Origin of the sequence: Paenibacillus piscarius, from assembly GCF_022234545.1 — a bacterium.
Lineage (GTDB): Bacteria > Bacillota > Bacilli > Paenibacillales > Paenibacillaceae > Paenibacillus_AQ > Paenibacillus_AQ piscarius.
The window spans coordinates 409,820-433,538 of the sequence record NZ_JAIEUI010000003.1 but is presented as its reverse complement, the minus strand read 5'-3'; the positions used below and the strand labels follow the sequence as shown (position 1 = coordinate 433,538).

Here is a 23,719-nt window from a genome sequence, read left to right as displayed (position 1 = left end):
TAAGCATATTCATACACGCTGAATTTCCGCCATGCGGAAAACGGGGGAACCATCCGGCCGTCAGGCCGACTTGGGGTGAATCCGAAGGAGAAGGCCATTTGCGCCGTTTCCGGCAGGTAGGGCGACTCTCACCGTCCGAATCCGGCAGCTAACCTCGTAAGCGCCAAGAGAGAGATCATGATCCGCCACGTTATGGCGTCAGGCGTCTTCCGCCTGCACCACTAGCCGCAGCAGAGGTCTTCCTCTGTCTGCGGTTTTTTGCGCTCAGCGGACACTCCCTTTCTCGATGCTGCCGCATTTCACCCTGCACAAATTACACTACCCAATCAGGAAGGAACGTGTCCATATGCCAGAGCCCTTACCCCAGGCAGCAGCCGCTGCCGGATTCACCGACTATGTCCAGCAGTACAGCGGACCTGTCGATGCCCTTAGCTGCTTGCTGCTGGAAAAGGGAGCCCGCGCCGAACAAGCCGCTGCTGCTACCTTACGCAGCGCTCTATGGTATGGCCTGCAGCTTCCCCTGTCCGACATCAGCGGAATTCTCCAGCGCAGCATCCCCGAGCTGAAGGTCCGGCTTAGAAGCATACGCGAGCAGATGGCGGCTGCACATTCAGCCTTGCCTGCGGTCCACCGCCCTTCGGCGGGTTGAGGCGGAGAGCGTAGTCTCATCACAAGGGGCCTGAACCTGCAAAAAGCCTCAGCTTCCGCTACGGCTCTAACTCATGGCGCAGTTCAGCGCTTGCCCTTCCCGCCCTTGGCGAACCGCATGAACGCCATACAGCAGCCCAGTAGCCCCAAGCCCAGCAGCAGGGTCTGCAACGCTCCCAGCCACGTAGACCGGTCTGCCGGAATCAGGCTGCTGATAATAATCAGCACAATCGAGACCGTGACCAGCACGGGGATTCCTCTACTTTTCTTCATAACCACTCATCACTCCCAACGGATACTAGTATTAAGGTACACCATCGGGAGAGGTTTAACCAGCGCGGCCCGGCTGGCGGCAATTCTCAGTTCCCCTTCAGCGCTTTAATTTCCGCAATGAGATGATCGAGCTTATAACCATTGGTCTCCCGGGAGAAGGCCTTCATCTCTTCGGTCTGTCCCTCAAATGCAGACAGCACATAGTCGTCTTCAACCACATAATACGTGCCATACCGGGTAAATGAATAGCTTCCTTCCTGTTCTTTACCGACGCCCTTTTTGACCGCTGCGACAATTCTCATGCCTGGTTCAAGTTCTGGTTCAACTCCTTTGAACTCCGAATTATAGATAAGGTTAATCGTGTCGGCAACCTCTTCACCCGTGACTACTTCATCTACCTTTACTTGAAAAGAGGTGAACTCCGGCCGATACGGCTGCTCTCCGGATGCTTCTAATTTCTCAGCTAAATTGCCCTCCGGCGTACCAGGCTCCGTAATCAGATCCACACTGAAACCCGGCGGCAGCAGCGGTTATCATCCTTTTTATATTCATCTCAACCCTCCTTCTTTACTCATGTCATATGTCCCCCCATGTTTGTATTGTACCGGCTTAGTAATTAATAAATCCGTCAAGCTTTGCTCTATAGCTATCCAGATTGTGATACGTTTGAAGTCCGCTAGCCGTTCTCAGATCATTAAGAGCTGACAGTTCTTTAATGAGCTTCTGGGCAACGCAACGAACATTTTCTCTTGTAAACATGAACTTCCTATATGCAGACTGTTCGGTCTCCCACATTACACCCTGATCTTTATAACTAACATGAACGTAGAACCCGCCACAGCCAAAAATGCCGCAGGAGCATGTATACATGGGTAGCTGTCCTTGCTGCATAAGGGATTCAAAGAACTCAGTGACCACAAATACTTCATCAGCATCTTCATTTAGCCTAACCTCGTTGACATACAAGATGACCGTTTCGTTTATGACAGGTGTCAAAACCCTTTTATGCTTGGATACGTTAATATACTTTTTGGATACATCCACTGTGACCTCAACGCTTAATTCATCATAACCAGGCCCGCCACCCAATTCCTTTCCCATTGGTACGCTCCCTCTCATTGATAACTTATCCTATTTATTGGCCAAAAGAAGCTAAAAAGTGCGTTATTCCCATATCGCCCATCGGCCTAATGAACCCTATCACTGTGCATTGTCAATGTTGATGATTAATCCGGTCACCGCAATAGCTAAAAGCTCAGCCCAATCGGGATGAGCTTTTAGCATACATTTAATTACTTCTAAATTTCACGAGTCCAACCAGCATCCCCGTAACTCCCAATCCGTTAGGCTGATGTACTCTTAAATTTTATAAGCCTTCATCGCTTTTCTGATCTCCTTGATGCTAGGGCGCTTGCCGTACATCAGGACGCCAGTGCGGTAGATCTTGGCGGCAAGCCAGCCGAAGATGAAGGTTGTCACCAGCAGGATCGCCAGCGAGACCATGATCTCCCAGACGGCGACCTCCCCGACCCCGATGCGCAGCAGCAGGCTGAGCGAAGAGGTGAACGGGACGAAGCTAGCTACCTTCACGAGCAGCGTATCCGGGTTCGAGATGCTGAACAGTGGCAGGTAGAAGCTGACGAAGCCTACCATCATCACCGGCATTACGGCCTGGCCGAGGTCCTCGGTCCGGCTGACAATCGAGCCGACGGCCGCATACATCAGGGCATACAGGAAGTATCCGAGAATGTACAGGATGAAGCCATATACGAGAATTCCTACATCCAGTTGACCCAGATCCATATCGAAATCACTCAGGATACCGGAATTGTGCGGCAGCATCAGGTTGACGGCAATAGCAGCCGAGATAATGGCGATCTGCATTAGTCCGACCAGGAAGATCCCGATGACCTTGCCGAACATCTGGGTGAGCGGTGAGGCGCTGGTGATGAGAATCTCCATGATGCGTGAGCTTTTCTCCGAGGTAATCTCAGCCGAAATCATATTCCCGGTCATCATAACGGACATGAAGAATAACATCAGCAGGACATAGACCACTACATAATTGATCGGCGGTTTATCCTGAACGTGCTCTGCATCTCCAGCAGCCCCGTCTGTGCTGAGCTGCGCGGTATCAATCGCTACTGGAGCGAAGATTGCCGCCACCTGGCTCTCGGTCAGCTTGTCGCCGACAATCAGGCCGGTATTCACCTGCTGCAGAGCCGCTTGCAGATTCGTTCTCAGCTTACTGCTGATGTCTCCGTCCTTGCTATGATACGTCACCGGAGGCAAGCCTTCACTGCCCTCTGCGGCAAAGGTCAGATACCCTTCAATCTTCCCGTCCTCAAGCCCCTGCTTAAGGGTTGCATCGTCTGCGGAAGGATAGGCAGTGAAGACCACCTGATCCTCCGCTTCAGCCGGAGGGGTATAGGCCGTCAGCAGCTCTGCAGGCTTGAAGCCCTGCTCGGCAACGACTCCGATCTGTGTCGCCTCCTTGGCTCCGTCTTCTCCGTTGAATACCTTGATCAGATAAGGGATATTCATCCCGATGCTGAGCAGCAGAACGAGGATCAGGGTTGTAATCATGAAGGATTTCGTTCTGACCTTATTCTTGAATGTGAAGCCGATAATCGTTGTCATTTTATTCATTGGATTCACCCACCGCCCTGATGAAGATTTGGTTAAGCGTCGGTTCCTTGATCTCGAAATGCTCGACCTCGCCTTGTGCCATCGCCGCCTGCAGGATGCGCTGTGCAGCGCCAATCTCGCTGATGGAGATCAGGTAGCCGCGCTCCTGCCGCTCCACTCCGGTCACTCCGGCAATCTCCGCCAGGCCGTTCACTTCACCGGCGGTGCGCAGGACGACATGCTCCCGCGGGTATCCCTTCTTGATCTCCCGGATATCCCCTTGAACCACGGTGTTGGAGCGGTCAAGAATCGTGATATTGCGGCATAATTCCTCGACATGCTCCATCCGGTGGGTGGAGAACAGAATGCTGGTTCCCTGATCCCGCAGCTCCTTGACCGTATCCTTCAGCAGCTCCACATTCACCGGATCAAGTCCGCTGAAGGCTTCATCCAGGATGAGAATCTCCGGCTTGTGGACCACGGCAGCGACGAAGCCCATCTTTTGCTGATTACCCTTGGACAGCTCTTCAATCTTCTTATTGTAGTATTCCGGAACATCGAAGCGGTCCAGCCAGTACTTCAGACTCTTATCGGCCTCACTGGCCGCCATCCCGCGCAGCCGGGCCAGATAGATAATCTGGTCGCTGACCTTGACCTTCGGGTACAGCCCGCGCTCCTCCGGAAGATAGCCGGTCAGATGCTGAAGCTCCTTGCTGTAGGGCTTGCCGTTATAGAGGATGCGGCCGCCATCCGGGTAGATCAGACCGAGGACCATGCGCATGGTCGTGGTTTTGCCGGCACCGTTGGCACCCAGCAGGCCGTAAATCTCTCCCCGCTCCACCTTCAGACTGATTCCGTTGACTGCTGTCTTCTCGCCGTACTGCTTCACCACTTGCTCCAACTGCAATGCTTCCATTCTTATTCCCCTCTCTTCTGGTCGATCAGAACCGGACGATGTCCCCGGGTCCATAAGCTTAGGATTTCATCCAGCTCCAGGCTGCGGCTCTTCAGTACCTTTACGCCCAATTCCTGGATGCGTTTCTCATACAGATAAATTTGCTGGGTTAGAAGTGAAGCCACACCCGGTGCCTCCTGCTTCAGCTCCAGCGCCTGCGGCAGCTCGGCTGCCAGCGCCTGCAGGTCCTGCTCATCTTCAATTTGCACCCACAGCTCCGTCCACGAGCCGAACAGACTGTCCTTCTCGGCCATTCCGAGCAGCTGCCCCTGATGCATCAGCACGATGTAATCAGCCAGCCGCCTAACTTCATCTACTATATGGGTCGAGATGACTACCGTAGCCTCATGCTCCTCCATATATTTATGCAGGGAGTCAATCATCGTCTTCCAGGCAAAAGGGTCCAGACCCGATGACGGCTCATCCAGCAGCAGCAGCCGGGGCTTCGCCGCAAGAGCCGCGGCAAGCTCGAACTTGCGGCGCTCCCCCTTGGACATCTTGCCCAGTCTGGCATTCGGCGGCACTTCAAACTTCCGGATCAGCTCCTCGAAGTAGCTCTGGTCCCAGGCAGGATACCAATGGCTGCGGAAGGCGGCAGCCTCACCGGGTGTCCAGAAGTTCTCCTCCGGCTGCGGCATCTCCGGCACGTATGCGATGGTCTGGCGGACCTCCAGCGGCAGCACGCCGCGGTAAGCCTCTTCATACCAGCGGATCTCCCCTTCATCCGGCACAATCAGCTGCATCAGCATATTCAGCAGCGTGCTTTTGCCTGCACCGTTCTGGCCCACCAGCGCCGTAATATATCCTTGCGGCAGCCGGAGATTCATCGGCCCGATGGTCTTGCTCCTCCGCTTCTTGCATACATCCCGCAGCTCAATGGCTTGCTGTCCCATCAGCTTCCCCTCTTTCTGCCTGCTTGCTGTATTTGTCCTTCACGATCTCAGTGAACAGCCTGATCAGCTCCTCTTCGCTGCAATGGACGGACAGTCCCGCATCCACGGCGCTCTCCAGCGCCTTGCGGATCGTCTCCTGCTTATAGTCCTCCATTGCCCCCGATCCGATATGGGAGACGAAGGTGCCCGTCCCCTGCCGGGTCCGCAGCAGACCTTCGTTCTCCAGATCCTGATAGACGCGGCGGACGGTAATAACGCTGCACTTCAGGTCACCCGCGAATTCGCGGATGGAAGGAAGCAGTGTTCCTTCCGTTATTGCTCCGGAGATAATCAGCGATCTCAGCTGCGTCTCAATCTGATGGTACAGCGGCTCCGCGCTGTTCTCATTGATCTGTATCGGAATCCACATTATTCACACCCGCCTTTCCAGCCTGGCCCACGGATGAATGCTATGCCCCGTCTCATACGAGATCACGGCGCTTCAGATGGTGAATCGTCCACTTGGAGAACAGCTGCATGGACAGAGCACCCGCCACCAGCGCACCCCACATCAGTGGAGAGCCAAGCCCCCAGGACCTGGAGACAGCGACAGTGAACAGGAGAATATTGCCTCCAGCCAGATAGACCATTCCTGACACGCTCAGTGCCAGCAGCAAGATCACTGAGATAGACCAGAAGTAGATAACGCCGCTGACCGAGAACTCAATCATAATATACATGCCGGCGATAACCAGACTGTAACCGATCCAGGTAAAGGCAAAAGCCAGATACGGAGCAGGCGGCAATTCAGCGCGTATTCCGGGGCTGAGTATATAGAGCAGGCTGAAGTAGATGATACCGTTCATGGCAACGGCGAACAGGGTGTCCAGCTTTCTTTTACAGAGAATAGCAGCTGCCGGTACCGGCAACGCCCGCATATACGCCAGCATCCGGGTGTAGGAGTCCTCCGAGATATACTTCACATTCCGCCGGGAGAAGGAGATCACTAGCATCAGCATCATCGTAACCATCAAGACATCGCTGAGCAGCTGTTTGTCATGTCCCGTGAGCGTATCATCGATGACCATTCCTGTGATGGCCGAGAAATAACCCATGAACAGAATGGCGAAGAGCAGCGACCACAGCAGCTTCCACCGGTCACCGCGGAATTCGCTGCGTACAATAACCCAGGCTTGTTGAAATGTTGTCATAATCTCTAACCTCGCTTTATTCGTCTTGAGCGGCAGGCAGCAGTTCCGCTTATTATCAGTGTGTTGTCTGTGCTTACTGTATATATCTATATACACAGTATATGACCAGTGACTTCCAGTGTCAACCCGCCTGCAGAATAATTTCCATAACTTCTATGACCCGGCGGGCAAAGCACAGCAAAAAACCCCACAGCGTGGGGTTTCTCGAACCATGTATGTATGTCATGACGAAATTTGTCGTACAATAACACTTATGCGACTTTGACAGGGCAGATAACAGCAGGAAGTTCGCACACTCGCACATAATCAAGCGGCAATGCGTTTATTATAGGGCATTTTGTCAAACCTTGTCTATTGAATAAACATCCGCAGGCTGTCCTCGACAAAATCGGGGGCAGCCTTTTGTATTTGCTGCACAGTATGAAGGTACCGCTGAGTCGTATTAATATGCGAATGCCCCAGCGATTCCTGTACCTGCTGAAGCGAAGCTCCATGCAGCAGGGCAAGCGTTGCATTGGTATGGCGCAGCCAGTGCGGAGTCAGCTTTTTCTCCATTTGACACGCTGCTCCGGCACGTTTGATAATCCGCTCCACCTGCCTGGGCGTTACCGGGAACATCCGTTGCCCCGGAGTAAGCTCGCCCTTCTCCGACAAGCTGGCCGACAAGCGGTCATATAACTGCCATAAGGTCGGCGGCACCTTGATCTCTCTGGGCTTGCCGCCCTTGCCGTTCTCTATTGTCAGCCAGACGGAGCTCTCCAGCAGGTCTTTATGGAAATCCCCCCACTTCATCGCTGTCAGCTCGGAGACGCGCAGCCCCAATACGACCAGCGTCAGCCCGATCAGATAATTGCGCAGGCCCTGCTGCTCCAGCTCATTTAACAGCTCCCCCACCTCTCTTTTGGTCAAAAAGTTCTTCCGGCTCGTAATTGTGATCTTAGGAATACGCACACTTAAGGTTGGATTCACCTCGAAGATGCCGATATGCTGATTGTTCCCCCATTTATACAATGACTTGAGCGGCGCCAGGAATGCGGCAATACTTGCCGGCGCGAGCTGCTTGGGATAGCTGTAGCCTCCCTGCATCAGAAAGATTTTGTAGGCCTCCATCTCCTTCCAGGTCACTGCCCTAAGGGGTGTCCCTTCAAGGAATCTGCGGAAATCAGCAATGGCCCGCTTATAATTCCGGCTTGTATTCACATTAGTACAGCAGGTAGCCACAAACATCTGCACAATCTGGTCATCGCTGATGTGGCCTTCCGCCGGGTCCGCCAAACTTAACAAGGTACTGCCGGATTCCGTCTGTCTCATTGTTTTTCGATCACTCCTCTGAAGTAAAACATGTCGCATAAGTGTTATTGTACGACATTTTTGGTGGTATTTTGACCCATTATTACACAAGGTGATTAATAGCGGGGCCAGATAAGAATGGCAGCAGGACGAACCCGTACATGATCTGAAGGGAAAGGAGGCTGCGGCCAGGACACTCGTGCGAGCACGCTACTATTCAAAAAAGCCGGAGGTACACTATGGAGTCCGCCTTACAGAAGCAATATGTGGAGTTCGGGATCGGGCAGGAGCATTATGCCGTTCCCATCTCCGGGGTTCATGAAATTATCCGAATGCAGGAAATTACGGAGGTGCCGAACGGCCGGTACTATGTGAAGGGCATCATCAATCTGCGGGGCAAAATTGTGCCGGTGCTTAGCCTGAGAGTGCTGCTGGACCTTCCGGAGACAGCCGATACGAAGCATACCCGCATTCTGGTGGTGCATCACCAGGAGGAAGCCCTCGGGGTTATTGTGGACAAGGTCAATAAGGTCACCACCTTCAGTGATATTCAGCCTGCCCCGGACAGTATTGCCGGAATCAGCGGTTCCTTCTTCAACGGGGTCGGCTTCTCCGCTGAGGAGCTGGTCGGCATCCTGAAGCTGGATGAGATTCTGCTGCGGGACTGAACACAATGACTATACGGGAGAAGGTGAAGGATGATTGACTTATCGGAATACCGCGGGATCTTCCTTGAAGAGCTGGAGGATCAGCTGCAGCTGATCGAGGATGAGGTGCTGCGGCTGGAGCAGGCCGGAGAGACAGAAGCTGGAATCCAGCAGATCTTCCGGGCAGCCCATACCCTCAAAGGCTCTTCAGCCTCCATGGGCTATGACCGGCTGAAGGAAGTCACCCATCATCTGGAGCATCTGCTGCATCAGATGCGCAGCGGGGAACGGAGCGTGTCGGGCACCCTGATCCGCCTGTTCTTCCAGGCGCTGGACGGAATGCGGGCGCTGCAGCGGGAGATTGCGGCAGAAGACCGGGAGACGACGGATGTATCCGGGCTGGTGCAGAGGCTGAGTGCCTTCGCGGCGGAAGAGCTGCTGGAGCAGACGCCGCCGGCTGACGCGCAGACCAGGCCCTCCCTTACACTCCAGTTCCTGCGTCTTCATATCTGGCTCTCGCCGGACTGTGAAATGAAGCTGCCGCGGCTGCATCTGATCGACGCCAAGCTGCGGACCTTAGCCGCCGTCCTGAAGATGACGCCGGAGCTGGACGGGATAGAGGCCCACGACAGCGGAATTGATGAAGCCTCCTGGACGCTTACGCCCAGAGTCCCGCTCCAGCAGCTTAAGGATGAGATTTCGTCCATCATGGACGTTGAACGTATCTACATAGAAGAACTGCCGGACCCTGCGGGGGAATCCGGCGATTCCGTCAAGCCGCCCCCGCCCGGGCAGGCAGAGCAGGCGGACCGGAATATCCAGGAAGCACCGGAGACCGGTTCTTCGGCTGCCGACCGGACCAAGCCGCAGACCATCCGCGTGCAGGTGGACCGTCTGGAGAAGCTGATGAACCTGGCCGGGGAGCTGGTGATTGACCAGACCCGCTTTCACCTCCTGAACCGCCGGTTCCATCAGCAATACGGCACCGGTGAGCTGACTGACGAGCTGGGACAGCTTGCTGACCACCTGGCTATGATCACCGGGGAACTGCAGGAGAGCATGATCAAGGTGCGGATGCTGCCGATCGAGCAGCTGTTCAGCCGCCTCCCGCGCATGGTCAGAGACTTGTCCGGCTCCCTGGACAAGCAGATTGAACTGGTGCTGGAAGGCAAGGAGACTGAGCTGGACCGGACCCTGATCGAGGAGCTGGGCGACCCGCTGATTCATCTGCTGCGCAATGCGGCAGATCATGGCATCGAGCCCCCTGAGGTCCGGCTTGCCGCCGGCAAGAACGCAGCGGGTACCATCAGAGTCGCTGCCGCCCATGAGGATAACCAGGTCATTCTGGTCATCGAGGATGACGGGGCCGGAATGGATGCCGAAGCGATCACCCGCTCTGCGGTCCGCAAGGGCATGATTACGGCAGAGGAAGCGGGCAGCATGACAGAGGACGAGGCGCTGCGGCTTATTTTCCGGCCCGGCTTCTCTACAGCTTCACAGATCAGCGATATATCCGGGCGCGGGGTCGGGATGGATATCGTCCGCAATGACATCGAACGGCTGAACGGAATGATTGATATTGAGACCACTAAGGGTGAGGGCACCCGCTTCCGCGTCCGCCTGCCTCTCACACTCGCGATTATCCGCGGGCTTCTGGTCAATGCCGGCACAGCCACCTTCGTGATTCCTATGAGCAGTGTGGCCGAGATTATCCGCGCGTCCCGCAGTGAGCTTCATTCTGTCCGGGGCCGGCCCGTCATTACCGCCCGCGGCCGGATCATACCGGTCGTCTGGCTGCAGGACATCCTGGGATTGCCTGCCGGGGCAGGCAAACAAGCCGCTTCCCTCCCGCTGATCATCCTGGGACGCGGGGATAAACGGCTGGCGCTGGCTGTGGATACGCTTGTCGGCAACCAGGACATCGTGATCAAATCACTGGGGGCCTATATGGGCCAGACCGGCAGCATCTCAGGGGCCACCATTCTGGGCAACGGTACGATTGCCCTGATTATCGATACAGCCAGTCTTTTCAGCACTACGGGAGTTTTCGCTTAACTAATTCAGCAGTACTGGGGGAAACCGATATGAAATGGTTCTATAACTTAAAAACAAGCGTGAAGCTGATCTCGTCCTTCCTGGTTGTCGCGTCCATTCTGTCCTTCGTCGGGTTCTACGGGCTGGGCAACCTGGGTTCGATCAATAAGAGCCTGGATGATATGTATGTGAACAACCTGGTGCCTGTCTCTTCCCTTCAGAGCTCGCAGAACAGCTTCTCTGTCATGCGCGTGATCGTCAGGGACTTATACGTCAAGAAGACGCCGGAAGAACGGCAGCAGCGGATCGAGGATTATAAAAGAGAAAAGCAAAACGTGCTGGACAGCATCGCCTCCTTCCGCAAAACTAAACTGAGCGAGGATTCGGTGCAGGCCATTGCGCCGTTTGAAGCAGCCTGGAATGAATACCTGAACACCTATGATTCCCTGGTCAGCCTCTCCTTGTCCGGACAGGACGATAAGCTGCTGGAGATGCTGCGCGGCAGCACGCTGAACAGCCAGGGGGATACGCTGAAGGAGATTCTGAACAAGCTGATTAGCATCAATACCCAGGAGGCGGATCAGGCCAGACAAGATGGCGCTGCCCTGTTCAGCTCGGCCCGCAATATTACCATAGGAATCATTATTGCCGCGGTCATTCTATGCATTCTGCTTGGGTATATCATCTCGCGGATTATCTCCAAGCCGCTGGCCAAGGTAGTCCAGATTCTCTCCAAGGTATCTGGCGGTGACTTGCGCAGCCAGGCCGACATCGACACCAAGGATGAGATCGGGATGCTGGCAGCCAAGGTGAATGAGATGGTCACCAGTCTCCGCCAGACGGTGGGTGCGATCCTGCTGCATTCCCAGAGCCTGTCCGCCGCCGCAGAGGAGATCTCCGCCAGCACACAGGAGGTGGCCAGCGGCAGCACTACTACTGCGAACGATGCCGGAACGATCAGCGAATTGTTCAAAGAGCTGTCCAGCGCCATCCACTCGGTAGCCCAGAATACGGAGCAGGCCTCGGTCATCTCCGATGAGACTGTGTCGATTGCCGAGAACGGAAACCGTATCATCCAGGATTCCATGGAGAGCATGAGAACCGTCAGCGGGCAAATGTCCCGGCTGGAGGAGGATTCCCAGAAGGTAGGCGAGATCATCGATGTCATCGAGGATATCGCCGATCAGACCAACCTGCTCGCCTTGAATGCCGCGATTGAAGCAGCCAGAGCAGGCGAACAGGGCCGCGGCTTCGCTGTCGTGGCCGATGAGGTGCGCAAGCTTGCCGAGCGCAGCGGCGAGGCCACGAAGCAGATCACCAGCATCATCAAGGGGATGCAGGTGAATACACGCTCCAGCGTGAGCGCGGTTCAGGAGAGCGCTGAGCTGTCGCAGCAGACCGGGGCATCGTTCCACCAGATTGTGACGATGGTCAACAATGCCGGCCAGAAGATCTCCGAAATTGCCGCAGCCAGCGAAGAGCAGGCCGCCCAGTCCACCGATGTGCTGGCAGCGGTAGAGAGCATCTCCGCCACCACCCAACAGTCAGCGGCCAGCAGCGAGGAGACCGCCTCCTCCGCCCAGTCCCTGGCCAGCCTGGCCGAGGAGCTGCAGGGCAGCGTGTCTTCGTTCCGGCTGTAATTGCTGCCACTTATGGGAACCTGCGGCTCCCGAAGGGAGCTTGCAGGTTTTTTGGGATATTTTTGCACAAGCAGACGGGTATGCTTTATCATGAAACAATGGAGGGATGCCTAATGAATGATTCTTGGTTTACAGTAACAGCGATTGATAATTCAACCTTTGCTATCAGCGAATACGGACATTGGGAGCAGGTGCATTCCTTCCTGTTGCTCGGAGCGGACAAGGCGGCGCTGATTGATACTGGGCTTGGCATAGGAAATATCCGCAGCATCACCGACCAGCTGACTCCTCTGCCCATAGATGTTCTTACCACTCATGTCCATACGGATCATATCGGCAGCCATGGGGAATTCGAGCAGATTTATGTGCACGAAGCCGATCAGAATTGGTTAATTCACGGTATTCAGGGCTTGTCCCTGGAGCAGATTCGCCGGGATATCAGCAGAGACATCACACGCCCGGCACCGGAGACGTTTGATCCTTCTACCTACACACCTTACCAGGGACAACCCGCAGGCTTGCTTCGCGACGGAGATCGGATTGACCTGGGCGGGGGGCGGATCATCACGGTGTATCACACACCCGGGCATTCACCGGGGCATCTGTGCTTCTGGGACGAGCGCCGTGGGTTCTTGTTCAGTGGCGATCTTCTCTATGACACCTTGCCCGTCTATGCCTTCTACCCTTCCACGAATCCCGCTGATCTGACGCGTTCCCTGCTGCGCATCGCAGATATTGACGGCGTCCGCAAAGTCTTCGGCTCACACCACACCCTCGGACTTGATCCTGAGATACTTCTGGAAGCGAAACGGGCAGCACGGTATCTGCAGGAACAGGGGCTTGATCGTTTCGGAACGGGGATACACCAGTTCAACGGCTTCAGTGTGCAGTTTTGAACATGGCGGGCTAAGATAAGTGGATTTTGCACATCTAATTTGGCAGGACTTGACCATTCATAAGCAGCAGTTGGAAAAACAACACTTAATTTCTAAGATTCCAGCCGGTTTCGTAAGAAGCGTGGAATTAGGTGGACTTTTTCCAACTACTTGCCGGAAAGTTCCCGTTTCGCTGGAATTAAGTGTGCTTTTTCCAACTATCATCGTTACCCCTCTTCGCTGAAACCTTCGATTAACGAAATCCCCTTGGTAATGCGCACCGTACTATCTTGCAAGAACCCACGGGTCCAACCGTCGGCCTGTGTTAAATCCCAACTCCGGTGCATGCCGACGACTACGATAATTTCACGCAGTTTAAGAAACAAATCCAGTTGACGCTTCCAGCCATCAGGGAGCTGCCGGCCATCCTCAGTATAGCCTAACTCGAAATGCCGGATAAAAAGCTCGTATTGCTCCTTACGCTCAGACCTCGAATCTTCCCCAAATACATATAACAAGTAATAGAGCTGGATAGCAACATCTTCAGCATACCAGCTGTACTGACACTCATCGAAATCAAAGAGCGTTATTTGCCCTGAATCGTCTACCATGAAATTACCTACGTTGATATCACCGTGAATTAAACCGAAATTATCTGAGGTTACAGGCAGACTGGCCAACTCTGCTTTTAGTTCATCAAGGGCATGCAAAATGGGTCCAAGCTCCGCCGGTAAATAATCCTTCGCTTGCACAAGGTATTCATTAGTCTCCCAGGTATGTCTTCTGGATACCGGTTTGTAACGCTTGCTCAATTCATGAAGACGGCCTGTAACACGCCCACATTGTTCGTATAACATCGGATTTCTCAAGCATTCCGGATATCCAATTTTTGTGCCGTGTACATAATTGAAGGAGGCTGCATAATAATCCATCGGATTCCCATGAATACGCTCAAAATCCTTTCCGTTCACTGATAAAACCGGAGCTGAAACGGACACCCCATACTCCGCGAGGTAACGAATCCATTCGATTTCGGCTGCAAGTCCTTCAGAGGTACGAAGCGTTCCAGGAGTAAAACGAAGAATGTATTGGGATTCATCCAGAATGTAAGAGTATATAAAGTTTTGAAAGCCACCAATGAAGGTCAGATCTTCGAGACTAGTCCCAAAGCGCCTAGCACCTTCAGCAGCATGTTCGTCCAGGAACATTCGTTTGATGTGTGGGTCCATGGGCAAGCTTTCTATTACCCATTAGTTATTAAATATACCTCGTTAAATTTTTACCGAAGATAGGATATTCCGGATCTCCTGATTCGTAAATGACAAAATAGAGGTTCTTCACCTGTGCAGCAAGCTGCCGGATAAGGTCATCCTGCTCAATTTCCTCCATAGTTAAACCGCTCACATCAATCGATAATGGATTAACATACGACGGTATCAGAGAGCCTTGCAATAAATAATTATAAAAATCATTTGGCTCGCTTTCCCTATGATCCGGTTCTATCTCAAAATATGCTTTATGCGTGAAGTCTTGAACGAATGTCCTATCATGGTAAAAGTGACGGATAACCGGGTTGATCCGATTGTCCGCACTTAGCTTTGAGAAGGCCTGAAGCGCCAGAGCATTAGGCTCACTAACCTGTACATTCATCGGTCGCCCATCTTCCCGGAGAGAAATAAAGACCTTGTCGAAAATCATGGCAAGCCCGTTCCCCGCTTCGTCAATATCCGCAGAGAACAGTACAATCTGCCCATTCGTAGAATGAGTAGACTTAAAGTTACGTTGGCAGAAATATTTATGTGCGAGCGCGGCTTGGATACCGATACTGTTCAAGATCATCAATTTAATGCTGCTCTCGTCTTGTTCAGATGGCGGATAGAATCTTTTTGAAGTTATGCTATGAAAGTTCTCAGCTGTAATCACTTCTTTGTCGATTTGTTTCATTTCCTGAAAAGTGATCTGCTTCAATAGCAAGCCCTGCCTCTCCATAAATTTGCACATAGTTATATAACTATTCGGCCTACACGCTTGCCGCACGCTCAATGTGATCGGTTTTTCGATTACATTTGGTCACGAGCTTTCCCATGAGCGAATTGTGATCGGTTTTTCGACTATATTTGGTTACGGACCTTCCTGTGAGCGCAATGTGATCGGTTTTTCGATTACATTGAGCCCGTACGCTCCCGGCCCCTCATTTCAAAAAGCCCGTCCATCCCCCGCAAACGCGGATTAGATGAACAGGCTTTTTTGCTAACCAAGGACTCCCACGGCCTAAGCGCCAAGGATGATCTCCCAGACCGGCTTCGTGTGGCCGCCCGGGTAGAAGATGTACAGCAATACATAGACGGCGACGCCCGTGATGGCGGTGATGAACCAGATGACAGACGTTACCCGCCCCCACTTGCGGTGCTTGGCATACTTGGCCTTGAAGCCGAGCGTCAGCGTGGTAATGCCGAAGACGGCAGCGACGGTAGCCAGCACAATGTGGAAGATCAGGAAGACATGGTAGATCGTCGTCAGGCTCTCCGGGCCGCCCCAGGACGTATTCCCCACGAATATCGTCCGGGAAGAGTACACCAGGAAGAAGAGAATCGCTGCCACCGCAGCCGCAATCATGGTCTTCTTGTGTGCCTCACGCTTGCCTTGAATAATCTGTCTCCACCCGATGGCTACCAGCACCGCACTGATGACGATGAATGAGGTGCTGATCGTAGGAAACAATGTGAAAATATCCATGAATATCCCCCTCGGTACTTACCAGCTCATTGTAGGTCAGACCTCCTCCGCCAGTGCAGAGGATGGTGCGGACACCTCCGTGTCCTCCTGTCCGTTCTCTTTTTTATACCAATGATAGAACACATAAGCAAGCATCGAGGCGAAAATAAATTCCTGAATGAACTTCATCACGATGCCGCCCACCTGCTGATCTACCTTGGGGGACAGGGTGCCGAAGAAGCCGGGGCCGCCAAAAGCCTGCAATAACGCCTCCGGACGCTGAGGCACACAATACCCCATCGCCTTCGCCCAGATCGCGGGATCGCTATAGGTAGCATACAAGGGAGTACTGGCAAAGATAATCAGCCCGCAGGCCGGTGTCAGCAGAACCATGTTCAGGAAGATGAAGCCCACCTGCCCCAGTCCGCTCAGCGCCCGGTATTCCGGCAGCGGATTGATCAGATTCCACCACATCAGCGCGGAGGTGAGGAACAGAACGCCATAATACAGGCGGTGGACCGTGAAGTTCAGCATGACATAATCATGGATCACAGGGATATGGTAGAGCGAGAACAGGCCATTGAACAGCAGGGCGGCCACAACCGGCTTCGCGAGAAAAGCCAAACCCTCCAGCGGATTCACCCGCAGCATGGCGCGCCAGCACCAGTCGGGGATCCCCAGCATAATCAGCGGGACCGCCACCAGATAGGACAGCGCCATGCTGACCATATGGTAAGAGAACAGGATATGCCCGAGCAGGCTGACCGGTCCGCCTTGGGCCAGATAGAGCGCCAGCATTCCGCATAAGAACAGCCCCCTCCGCCAGAAGGGGACTGCAGTGCTGCCTCCGAGACGGGAGGCCAGCGGTCCGATCAGCACGAAATATCCGGCTGTCAGGAGGAGCATCACGGCCAGAAACAGCGGGCTCCATAATTCACTAAAGCTGAAATATTGTAATCCCGGCAGCATACGCGAGACCTCCCCGGACCGTTATTAATCCCACCATACCCAGTAGAGCGCCATTACAATGCAAGTCCCTGCGATGAAAAAGCCGCCCAGCATGAAGATAATCGGAATCATATGCCCTTTATCCTTCAGATGCATCCAGAAGCCCATCTGCAGGAACACCTGCAGCACGGCCATCACCAGCAGCAGAATAATAGCAAAGGTGGCGTTCACCCCTCCGGCAGCTACTGCAGCGAAGGCGATCAGGGTCAGAATTACCGAGAACACGAACACGACGATATGCCGCTGCGGCCCCTCCGTACGGTGCCGGTGCTTCACCGGAGAACCGGAGGACGAATGCTGATTCGTTGTCATGGCTTCAGCCCACCTTTCCGAGCAGGTATACTACAGTGAAGATAAAGACCCACACGACATCTATAAAGTGCCAATACATTGCCGAGACATAGATCTTCGGTGCAGTGACCACCGTCAGCCCCTTGTGCATCAGCTGGCCGATCAGCACAGCAATCCAGACAATTCCGAACGCCACGTGCGCCCCGTGGAACCCGACCAGGGTATAGAAGGCCGAGCTGAATGCGCTGGTGGTCATGCCGAATTCCTCATGTCTCACATAGACGCTGAACTCGTAGATCTCCAGGATCAGGAAGGCGAGTCCGAGCAGCACCGTTACCACCAGCCAGTTCCGCAGCCGTACAACATTCCCCTGGTGCATCGCCTGGATGGCGAACACACTGGTCAAGCTGCTGACCAGCAGCAGGAAGGTTGCAGCCGCGACCAGCGGCAGATGGAACAGTTCGTTCGCGGTAGGTCCGTCATTCGTCTGGTTGCGCAGCGCCAGGAAGGTGGCGAACAGGGTGCCGAAGAGCACGGCTTCCCCGCCAAGGAACAGCCAGAAGGCCAGCACCTTATTGCGTCCTTCCAGCGTCGCCTTCTCCGGTTCATGCGGCAGTGCTCCGTCCGCCGCTTCAGCATGTGCTGTTGTCATATCCGCTCACCTTCCTTCCAGCTCTTCGGGCTCAATATGCCAGCCGTGATCGTCGTACAGCGACCGCACCAGCATCGATCCGAAGGTAATAAGCAACCCGAGCGCCGTAACAATATAGTTATTGAACAGGAAGCTCATAATACTATCTTTGAACTCATCGCGGCTGAACATGAAGCCCAGACCGGCGATGAAGATGCCCACCGACATCATGAACGGAAGAATCGTCGGGGAAGGCATATGGATGGAGCCGACCGGCTCGGCCGGGGTCATGGCCTTGTGTCCGGCCATCTTCTCTTTCCAGAAGGCATCCAGGCCCCGCACCAGCGGTGTCTGCTTGAAGTTATATTCCGGCGGCGGCGAAGGAATCGTCCACTCCAGCGTCCGCCCGTCTTCCCAAGGATCATCCGGCACACCTGCAGGACGTCTGGAGGTCAGAATCACATTCGTTAAGAAGATGATCGTACCTACCCCCATCAGAAAAGCACCGACGGTACTGACCAGGTTCAGCGTATCGAACTGCTGGTTCGGGAGATAGGTGAATACCCGCCGCTGCATCCCCATCAGTCCCAGGAAATGCTGCACGAAGAACGTCAGGTGGAACCCGATGATGAAGGTCCAGAAGGTCCACTTCCCAAGCGTCTCGCTTAGCATCCGCCCGAACATCTTCGGCCACCAGTAGTGCAGCCCGGCGAACAGCCCGAGCACCAGACCGCCGACAATAACATAGTGGAAATGCGCCACGACGAAATAAGTATCATGGAACTGGAAGTCCGCAGGCGCTGAAGCCAGCATGACGCCCGTCACCCCGCCCATCGTGAAGGTCGGAATGAAGCCGGCCGCGAACAGGTTCGGAGTGGTGAAGCGCACCTGTCCGCCCCACATGGTGAACAGCCAGTTGAAGATTTTGATACCGGTCGGCACGGCGATCAGCATCGTCGATACCGAGAACAGGGCATTCGCTACCGGACCGAGGCCGGTGGTGAACATATGATGCGCCCAGACCATGAAGCCCAGGAAGGCGATCAGGATAGTCGCGAAGACCATGGAGCTGTATCCGAACAGCCGCTTGCGCGAGAAGGTCGGAATGACCTCGGAGATGATCCCGAAGGCCGGCAGAATCAGAATGTAGACCTCGGGATGACCGAAGATCCAGAAGATATGCTGCCACAGCACCGGGTTCCCGCCGCCGTCCACATTGAAGAAGTTGGCATCCAGAATCCGGTCGAAGGTCAGCAGGACCAGACCGACAGTGACAGCAGGGAAGGCAAATAGAATAATAGCTGAAGTAATAAAGGTCGCCCAGGCGAACATCGGCATCCGCATGAAGGACATCCCCGGCGCGCGCATCGTAATGATGGTTGCCAGGAAGTTAATGCCGCCGATGAGTGTACCGAGACCGGCAATCTGCAGCCCGATCGTATAGAAGTCCACCCCGTGCGTTTTGCTGTAGCCTGTACCCGAGAGCGGGGTATATGCTGTCCAGCCCGCATCCGGCGCGCCGCCCATCACCCAGCTGAGGTTCAGCAGCAGGCCGCCGAACAGGAAGGTCCAGAAGCCCAGCGCGTTCAGAAAAGGAAAAGCCACATCGCGCGCGCCGATCTGCAGCGGAATCACCGCATTCATCAGCGCGAAGATGATAGGCATGACCCCCAGGAAGATCATGGTCGTGCCATGCATCGTAATCAGTTCGTTAAAAGTCTGGGCATCCAGAAAGGTATTCATCGGCTTGATCAGCTGAATACGGATCAGAATGGCCTCCAGACCGCCGATGCCGAAGAAGAGTCCGCCGGCCCAGAGATAGAGGATGGCGATTTTTTTGTGGTCAACGGTGGTGATCCAGTCCATTAGCCCAGTATGCCGTTTGACGTTGTGGCCAGGCTTCAAAGGCTGGGAGGGCTGCAGGGATTGCGCTGCGTGAGCCAAGGTACGTACCCCCTTTTCAAATATGCTGCTATCACTTTAGGTTATAGGCTTCAATCCAGCGTATACCCGGCCAGATATTCGGCAATTCCGTCGATCTCTGCATCAGTTAAGCCCAGATCCTTCGGATTCGGCATGGTGTTGCCCGGCTTCACGCTCTGCGGATCATGCAGCCAGGTCTTCAGGTTCTCCAGCACCGGAGCCCCGTCCTCACGGGTGTCATCATTCAGCAGAATCCCCGCGACAGATTCACGGGAACCGATCCCGGTCAGACTTGGAGCCGCCGGGGAAGCAGGCATACTTCCGATCGCATGGCAGCTAAGGCACTGGGACTTGAACTTCTCAGCCAAAGCCGTATCGGCAGGCATGACGGACTCAGGAGCCTTCATCGAAGCGATCCACTTCTCAAAGGCATCACCGCTGACCGCCTTCACCTTGAACTCCATGAAGCCGTGGGAAGGCCCGCACAGCTCCGCGCACTTGCCCCGGTAAACGCCTTCATTCGGCGCACTGAAGCTGAAGCGGTTGACCGTTCCGTCAGGATTGGTATCCATCTTGCCCGCCAGCGAAGGCACCCAGAAGGAGTGCAGCACATCACTGGTGCCCAGCTCAAAGGAGATATTCTTGCCTGTAGGAATGATCAGATCCTGAGCGGTCGTCACCCCGTAATCCTTATATTCGAACTCCCACCAGTACTGGTGGCCGGTCACCTTGACCTTGATGGCATCCTTATCATCCCAATGATCATTGCCCGCAGCAAAAACTACCTTCACTGTCGGAACCGCCAGGATAACGACGAGAATGAGCGGGATGACGGTCCATATGACCTCCAGCTTGAAGCTGCCCTCCACCTGCTTAGGAATTTCGTCCTGATCCTTTCTCCGGCGGAAACGAATCCACACATAAGCTGCAATGGAGAAGACGACAAGAAGCACCACGATCATAATCGTGATCGACAGCTTCATCAGTCCATACGAGCTTTCCGCTACGGGTCCTTGCGGTCTGAGCACCGACAAGTCCTCACGTCCGCATCCGGCTAAAATGAGTCCAAGCGCTGCGGTCATGGGAAGAAGGCGTTTTCCGGCCTGCCACATTTTCATCATAGATCTACCCCGCTTTTCCCGAATTCGTAGATTAGAGTATTTTCCTGTCAATTATAACAATCACTAATAATATAAGTTCAGCCTCATATTTTGTCAATCGTTCACAACAATTTCACATTATCATTTTCGAATCACAGAATGCTTGTCAGCACTGAATTTAAAAGCGCTTTCAAAATTATTCAAAAACTGTTACAATACTCTTAAAGCGTATTCACCGGTAATTGTGTCTATGAATTCATTTGACATTCTTGTGACTTCCAGCATACAAAAAGCATACAAAAAAAACCGCTTCCAGCGGCAGCACGCCGCCCGGGAACGGTCTATGAGAATCCTCATGGATATGTTCAATTCATCGCTTCATTGCCGGAATCACCAGGCACGAAACCGGACAAGCCGGTCTGTCCGCTTCTGTCCCTTCAGGAAACGGAGGAATTCATTCTAACCAGTTCATGCTCCACAACCAGGGTCAGCTCTTCTTCATAGCCTCCCGTGATCCGGTACTTCCGGACGTACTCCTTCACAAATTTCTTGGGATCTTTGGGCCGGAAAATTCGTGTCATTTCCCGCAGGCTTTCCTTGACTTCGTTATGACCTTTACTTGCCATGATCAGTTCCCTCCCAAAACATTGAAAATGAATGCTCCGTTGTAGAGAATGCATGATGAAAAGTCCGCCGTAACCTAGACATGCAGGCCGTGATTTGGGCTGAGAGTTAGGCTGTCCTAAGCCGGACGCCTTGACACTTTAATTACCCGAAGAGCCACTTGCTGAATCACTCCTTCCAGGCCTTATCGTTATATTGTAGCATATTCCGGCGCAACTTCCACCTTTCCATGTAAAATATGCAAATGGAAATTTTTAATAGGATATGCTTGTCAAGCTGTTTGTGCTACAGGTTCTAGTGTACCCAATCCGGCAGAAATTATTGGACAGATTCCCTCCCCCGCTCATACTTCGCCTGCATTCCTCATAGGCTCTTAAGGAATACAGCCTGTTTATCTCCCTTTGTCCCTAACTCAAGGAGAGTGAGCCTTGTGTCACCTTTCAGATCATCCACCGGACTGCCTGACAATCTAGCCGCTGCCTTATGCTACTTCATTCCGTTCATCGGCCCCATTATCTTCCTCGCGCTGGAGAAGCGCAGCCGCTTCGTCCTGTTCCATTCCCTGCAATCACTGATTGCCTTCGGGGCACTGATGGTATTCCATGTAGTCAGCGGCTTCATCCCGCTGCTCGGCCCCCTGGTGGCCGCCCTGCTCTCTCTGACCGGCTTCGCCGTCTGGCTGCTGATGATCTACCATGCCCTGGGCGGAAGATGGTTCAAGCTTCCCTGGGCCGGCCCCCTCGCCGAGAGCCAGCTGCGGCAGCTCTAGTCTGTTCCCCTGCTCAGCACAAAAAGATTCCCTTTTGCCTATCCGCTCCTTACAATGGAGTAGACATTCAGGAATCTGCAGGCTGGAGGAACATCCATGTATCTGTTCATCATAAATTCCCGCTCCGGCGGCGGAGCGGGTAAGCGGACCTGGCACGCCGTGGAGACTCTGCTTCAGGCGCGGGCCCTGCCCTACGAAGCGCTGTTCACGCAGAGTGCAGAAGGCGCAGAGAGCCAGGTGCGCCGCGCACTCAACCGCCGCGAGGACTGGCGCGCCGTCCTTGTGATCGGCGGCGACGGTACGATCCACAGCGTGCTGGGCGCCCTGCGGCGCAGCGGACTCCCGCTCGGCGTCATACCGGCGGGCTCGGGCAATGACACCGCGCGCGGTTTCGGCATCCCGCTTGCGCCGGAGGCTGCGCTGGACGCCGCGCTGCAGGGCCGCTGCCTCGAAGCGGACCTGCTCTCCGCTTCCGGCCGGCTGACCCTGACGGCGGTCGCCAGCGGCTTCGACGCCCAGGTCGCCGTCAATGTGAACGGCAGCCGCTACAAGCGCCTGTGCAACGCCATAGGAGCCGGGCGTCTGGCCTATATCATCGGCATTCTGCATACGCTGATGACGTATAAGCCCTGCCGGGTCAGCGTCACCTGCGACGGGAAGGAGCAGACCTTCGAGCGGGCCTGGCTGGTCTCGGTCTGCAGCCTGCCCAGCTACGGCGGCGGGCTGCTGATCTGCCCGCAGGCGGAGCCGGCCGACGGCGTGCTCGACGTCTGCGTCGTGCACGGGATCAGCCGCTGGCAATTGCTGCGGCTGTTCCCGACCGTGGTGAAGGGCAGGCACACGCGTCTGCCCTATGTCACTATGCTGCGCGGCCATAGCGCAGCCGTCCGCTTCGCGGAGCCGCGCCACGCCATCGGCGACGGCGAAGCGCTGGGCACGGCGCCGCTGGCCGTGGCCTGCGAGCCGGGGGCGCTGCGCGTGCTGTCGCCGCTGGCGGCAGCCGGGGCGCAAGAAGCGCCCGGGCCCAGCCTGGCGGGCGGCTAAGCCAGGCCGCACTTAAGCCCCCATGCAGACAGAGTTATCCGTCCGCTCTGCATGGGGAGTTTTTGGCGCGGATTTCTATACACCTTCGCGCTCACCACAAGTGACCGCTTTTCCGCATATCTCAGTACCCGCACCCACCAAAACAACAGGCCCCGGAGTCACGAACCCCGAGGCCTGCTATTTGCACTGTCTTTGCAACTCTCCTGCTACAGTCCCGCCCGCTTCTGGGGCAGCAGATTGCCGACAATTGATTTCAGCTCGCCCTCCGGCTGGCTGCCCTTCTTGCCGTTATCGAAGCTGGTAATGCGGATCTCCGAATAATTCTCGCCCGGCGCTGCGGGCTTGAAGACCCACCTCTCCCGGTCCTCCAGCCGCACATTGAACTTCATGTCCTTGAACATCTCCACCAGCTCTTGTTCTCCGGGAGTCTTGCCCTCCTCCAGAAACAACAGTCCGCGCAGCGGCTTGATTCCTTCCGGGTGATGCACCTCAAAATGAACAATACACTCCATGCTTGTCACCTCCCTTACTTGCCTGCCTT

The 23,719-nt window shown here is 54.7% G+C and carries 26 protein-coding genes and 1 riboswitch; of the genes, 7 read left to right on the top strand and 19 right to left on the bottom strand.

The annotated features are described in order from the left end of the window. Window positions 1–6 precede the first annotated feature (6 nt). Window positions 7–179, top strand: a riboswitch (cyclic di-AMP (ydaO/yuaA leader). A 167-nt stretch (window positions 180–346) separates the two neighbouring features. Continuing rightward, complete coding sequence (locus tag K1558_RS07945) at window positions 347–649, top strand: hypothetical protein (RefSeq protein WP_238650856.1); 303 nt, start codon at window positions 347–349, stop codon at window positions 647–649. Between the two features lie 83 nt (window positions 650–732). Here the strand turns inward: K1558_RS07945 and K1558_RS07940 are convergent, their stop codons facing one another. The 9 genes from K1558_RS07940 to K1558_RS07900 all read right to left on the bottom strand — a co-directional run bounded on the left by K1558_RS07940 (window position 733) and on the right by K1558_RS07900 (window position 7,898). Further along, a complete protein-coding gene (locus tag K1558_RS07940; protein WP_238650855.1) occupies window positions 733–921 on the bottom strand; it encodes a hypothetical protein in 189 nt (62 codons plus the stop codon). 86 nt (window positions 922–1,007) lie between these two features. Further along, entirely contained in the window at window positions 1,008–1,427 is a 420-nt protein-coding gene (locus tag K1558_RS07935; protein ID WP_238650854.1) for a hypothetical protein, read from the bottom strand. Window positions 1,428–1,530: 103 nt separating this feature from the next. Next, entirely contained in the window at window positions 1,531–2,022 is a 492-nt protein-coding gene (locus K1558_RS07930) for a hypothetical protein (RefSeq protein ID WP_238650853.1), read from the bottom strand. 258 nt (window positions 2,023–2,280) lie between these two features. After that, window positions 2,281–3,570 carry an ABC transporter permease gene (locus K1558_RS07925; RefSeq protein ID WP_238650852.1) on the bottom strand — a complete coding sequence of 430 codons (1,290 nt, stop codon included), beginning with the start codon at window positions 3,568–3,570 and terminating at the stop codon, window positions 2,281–2,283. Next, the gene (locus tag K1558_RS07920; protein WP_238650851.1) at window positions 3,563–4,465 is read right to left on the bottom strand and encodes an ABC transporter ATP-binding protein; all 903 of its coding nucleotides are present in this window, start codon (window positions 4,463–4,465) and stop codon (window positions 3,563–3,565) included. The genes K1558_RS07925 and K1558_RS07920 overlap by 8 nt, the downstream gene beginning before the upstream one ends. 2 nt (window positions 4,466–4,467) lie before the next feature. Next, entirely contained in the window at window positions 4,468–5,397 is a 930-nt protein-coding gene (locus K1558_RS07915) for an ABC transporter ATP-binding protein (RefSeq protein ID WP_238650850.1), read from the bottom strand. Next, the gene (locus K1558_RS07910) at window positions 5,378–5,806 is read right to left on the bottom strand and encodes a GntR family transcriptional regulator (protein ID WP_238650849.1); all 429 of its coding nucleotides are present in this window, start codon (window positions 5,804–5,806) and stop codon (window positions 5,378–5,380) included. Before K1558_RS07910 ends, K1558_RS07915 begins: the two co-directional genes overlap by 20 nt. A gap of 52 nt (window positions 5,807–5,858) precedes the next feature. Beyond that, a complete protein-coding gene (locus K1558_RS07905; RefSeq protein ID WP_238650848.1) occupies window positions 5,859–6,587 on the bottom strand; it encodes a hypothetical protein in 729 nt (242 codons plus the stop codon). A gap of 351 nt (window positions 6,588–6,938) precedes the next feature. Further along, window positions 6,939–7,898 (bottom strand): tyrosine-type recombinase/integrase, encoded by a 960-nt coding sequence (locus tag K1558_RS07900; protein WP_238650847.1) that lies wholly within the window; start codon window positions 7,896–7,898, stop codon window positions 6,939–6,941. 218 nt (window positions 7,899–8,116) lie between these two features. On the opposite strand from K1558_RS07900, the gene K1558_RS07895 reads away from it, so the two are divergent. The 4 genes from K1558_RS07895 to K1558_RS07880 all read left to right on the top strand — a co-directional run bounded on the left by K1558_RS07895 (window position 8,117) and on the right by K1558_RS07880 (window position 13,094). Continuing rightward, a complete protein-coding gene (locus K1558_RS07895; protein WP_238650846.1) occupies window positions 8,117–8,545 on the top strand; it encodes a chemotaxis protein CheW in 429 nt (142 codons plus the stop codon). Window positions 8,546–8,575: 30 nt separating this feature from the next. Then, complete coding sequence (locus tag K1558_RS07890) at window positions 8,576–10,579, top strand: chemotaxis protein CheA (protein ID WP_238650845.1); 2,004 nt, start codon at window positions 8,576–8,578, stop codon at window positions 10,577–10,579. 29 nt (window positions 10,580–10,608) lie between these two features. Then, a complete protein-coding gene (locus K1558_RS07885) occupies window positions 10,609–12,198 on the top strand; it encodes a methyl-accepting chemotaxis protein (protein ID WP_238650844.1) in 1,590 nt (529 codons plus the stop codon). Between the two features lie 113 nt (window positions 12,199–12,311). Continuing rightward, entirely contained in the window at window positions 12,312–13,094 is a 783-nt protein-coding gene (locus tag K1558_RS07880) for an MBL fold metallo-hydrolase (protein ID WP_238650843.1), read from the top strand. A gap of 206 nt (window positions 13,095–13,300) precedes the next feature. Here the strand turns inward: K1558_RS07880 and K1558_RS07875 are convergent, their stop codons facing one another. The 9 genes from K1558_RS07875 to K1558_RS07835 form a co-directional block, all read right to left on the bottom strand. After that, a complete protein-coding gene (locus tag K1558_RS07875; protein WP_238650842.1) occupies window positions 13,301–14,302 on the bottom strand; it encodes a phosphotransferase enzyme family protein in 1,002 nt (333 codons plus the stop codon). Between the two features lie 28 nt (window positions 14,303–14,330). Next, window positions 14,331–15,041 carry a hypothetical protein gene (locus K1558_RS07870; protein WP_238650841.1) on the bottom strand — a complete coding sequence of 237 codons (711 nt, stop codon included), beginning with the start codon at window positions 15,039–15,041 and terminating at the stop codon, window positions 14,331–14,333. Window positions 15,042–15,344: 303 nt separating this feature from the next. Further along, the gene (locus tag K1558_RS07865; protein ID WP_238650840.1) at window positions 15,345–15,809 is read right to left on the bottom strand and encodes a DUF420 domain-containing protein; all 465 of its coding nucleotides are present in this window, start codon (window positions 15,807–15,809) and stop codon (window positions 15,345–15,347) included. A 36-nt stretch (window positions 15,810–15,845) separates the two neighbouring features. Continuing rightward, entirely contained in the window at window positions 15,846–16,754 is a 909-nt protein-coding gene (gene ctaG, locus K1558_RS07860) for a cytochrome c oxidase assembly factor CtaG (RefSeq protein ID WP_238650978.1), read from the bottom strand. Between the two features lie 27 nt (window positions 16,755–16,781). Beyond that, window positions 16,782–17,108: a cytochrome C oxidase subunit IV family protein gene (locus K1558_RS07855; RefSeq protein WP_238650839.1), complete on the bottom strand. Its 327-nt coding sequence runs from the start codon at window positions 17,106–17,108 to the stop codon at window positions 16,782–16,784. Window positions 17,109–17,112: 4 nt separating this feature from the next. Beyond that, window positions 17,113–17,739: a cytochrome (ubi)quinol oxidase subunit III gene (locus K1558_RS07850; protein ID WP_238650838.1), complete on the bottom strand. Its 627-nt coding sequence runs from the start codon at window positions 17,737–17,739 to the stop codon at window positions 17,113–17,115. Between the two features lie 6 nt (window positions 17,740–17,745). Continuing rightward, window positions 17,746–19,584, bottom strand: coding sequence for a cytochrome c oxidase subunit I (gene ctaD, locus K1558_RS07845; RefSeq protein ID WP_238650977.1), 1,839 nt, complete (start codon window positions 19,582–19,584; stop codon window positions 17,746–17,748). A 128-nt stretch (window positions 19,585–19,712) separates the two neighbouring features. Next, a complete protein-coding gene (gene coxB / locus K1558_RS07840) occupies window positions 19,713–20,762 on the bottom strand; it encodes a cytochrome c oxidase subunit II (protein ID WP_238650837.1) in 1,050 nt (349 codons plus the stop codon). A gap of 416 nt (window positions 20,763–21,178) precedes the next feature. Beyond that, a complete protein-coding gene (locus tag K1558_RS07835) occupies window positions 21,179–21,367 on the bottom strand; it encodes a hypothetical protein (RefSeq protein ID WP_238650836.1) in 189 nt (62 codons plus the stop codon). A 428-nt stretch (window positions 21,368–21,795) separates the two neighbouring features. Here K1558_RS07835 and K1558_RS07830 point away from each other — a divergent pair, with 428 nt between their 5' ends. Beyond that, complete coding sequence (locus K1558_RS07830; protein ID WP_238650835.1) at window positions 21,796–22,134, top strand: DUF4870 domain-containing protein; 339 nt, start codon at window positions 21,796–21,798, stop codon at window positions 22,132–22,134. Window positions 22,135–22,230: 96 nt separating this feature from the next. Continuing rightward, window positions 22,231–23,178, top strand: coding sequence for a diacylglycerol/lipid kinase family protein (locus K1558_RS07825; protein ID WP_238650834.1), 948 nt, complete (start codon window positions 22,231–22,233; stop codon window positions 23,176–23,178). A 206-nt stretch (window positions 23,179–23,384) separates the two neighbouring features. On the opposite strand, the gene K1558_RS07820 is transcribed toward K1558_RS07825, so the two are convergent. Next, complete coding sequence (locus K1558_RS07820) at window positions 23,385–23,690, bottom strand: hypothetical protein (protein ID WP_238650833.1); 306 nt, start codon at window positions 23,688–23,690, stop codon at window positions 23,385–23,387. Window positions 23,691–23,719 lie beyond the last annotated feature (29 nt).

Excerpts from the sequence above, each read along its gene's own strand:
- K1558_RS07945 (WP_238650856.1), top strand. The coding sequence starts at position 347 with ATGCCAGAGCCCTTACCCCAGGCAGCAGCCGCTGCCGGATTCACCGAC.
- K1558_RS07940 (WP_238650855.1), bottom strand. The coding sequence starts at position 921 with ATGAAGAAAAGTAGAGGAATCCCCGTGCTGGTCACGGTCTCGATTGTG.
- K1558_RS07930 (WP_238650853.1), bottom strand. The coding sequence starts at position 2,022 with ATGGGAAAGGAATTGGGTGGCGGGCCTGGTTATGATGAATTAAGCGTT.
- K1558_RS07925 (WP_238650852.1), bottom strand. The coding sequence starts at position 3,570 with ATGAATAAAATGACAACGATTATCGGCTTCACATTCAAGAATAAGGTC.
- K1558_RS07920 (WP_238650851.1), bottom strand. The coding sequence starts at position 4,465 with ATGGAAGCATTGCAGTTGGAGCAAGTGGTGAAGCAGTACGGCGAGAAG.
- K1558_RS07915 (WP_238650850.1), bottom strand. The coding sequence starts at position 5,397 with ATGGGACAGCAAGCCATTGAGCTGCGGGATGTATGCAAGAAGCGGAGG.
- K1558_RS07910 (WP_238650849.1), bottom strand. The coding sequence starts at position 5,806 with ATGTGGATTCCGATACAGATCAATGAGAACAGCGCGGAGCCGCTGTAC.
- K1558_RS07905 (WP_238650848.1), bottom strand. The coding sequence starts at position 6,587 with ATGACAACATTTCAACAAGCCTGGGTTATTGTACGCAGCGAATTCCGC.
- K1558_RS07900 (WP_238650847.1), bottom strand. The coding sequence starts at position 7,898 with ATGAGACAGACGGAATCCGGCAGTACCTTGTTAAGTTTGGCGGACCCG.
- K1558_RS07895 (WP_238650846.1), top strand. The coding sequence starts at position 8,117 with ATGGAGTCCGCCTTACAGAAGCAATATGTGGAGTTCGGGATCGGGCAG.
- K1558_RS07890 (WP_238650845.1), top strand. The coding sequence starts at position 8,576 with ATGATTGACTTATCGGAATACCGCGGGATCTTCCTTGAAGAGCTGGAG.
- K1558_RS07885 (WP_238650844.1), top strand. The coding sequence starts at position 10,609 with ATGAAATGGTTCTATAACTTAAAAACAAGCGTGAAGCTGATCTCGTCC.
- K1558_RS07880 (WP_238650843.1), top strand. The coding sequence starts at position 12,312 with ATGAATGATTCTTGGTTTACAGTAACAGCGATTGATAATTCAACCTTT.
- K1558_RS07875 (WP_238650842.1), bottom strand. The coding sequence starts at position 14,302 with ATGGACCCACACATCAAACGAATGTTCCTGGACGAACATGCTGCTGAA.
- K1558_RS07865 (WP_238650840.1), bottom strand. The coding sequence starts at position 15,809 with ATGGATATTTTCACATTGTTTCCTACGATCAGCACCTCATTCATCGTC.
- K1558_RS07855 (WP_238650839.1), bottom strand. The coding sequence starts at position 17,108 with ATGACAACGAATCAGCATTCGTCCTCCGGTTCTCCGGTGAAGCACCGG.
- K1558_RS07850 (WP_238650838.1), bottom strand. The coding sequence starts at position 17,739 with ATGACAACAGCACATGCTGAAGCGGCGGACGGAGCACTGCCGCATGAA.
- ctaD (WP_238650977.1), bottom strand. The coding sequence starts at position 19,584 with ATGGACTGGATCACCACCGTTGACCACAAAAAAATCGCCATCCTCTAT.
- coxB (WP_238650837.1), bottom strand. The coding sequence starts at position 20,762 with ATGATGAAAATGTGGCAGGCCGGAAAACGCCTTCTTCCCATGACCGCA.
- K1558_RS07835 (WP_238650836.1), bottom strand. The coding sequence starts at position 21,367 with ATGGCAAGTAAAGGTCATAACGAAGTCAAGGAAAGCCTGCGGGAAATG.
- K1558_RS07825 (WP_238650834.1), top strand. The coding sequence starts at position 22,231 with ATGTATCTGTTCATCATAAATTCCCGCTCCGGCGGCGGAGCGGGTAAG.
- K1558_RS07820 (WP_238650833.1), bottom strand. The coding sequence starts at position 23,690 with ATGGAGTGTATTGTTCATTTTGAGGTGCATCACCCGGAAGGAATCAAG.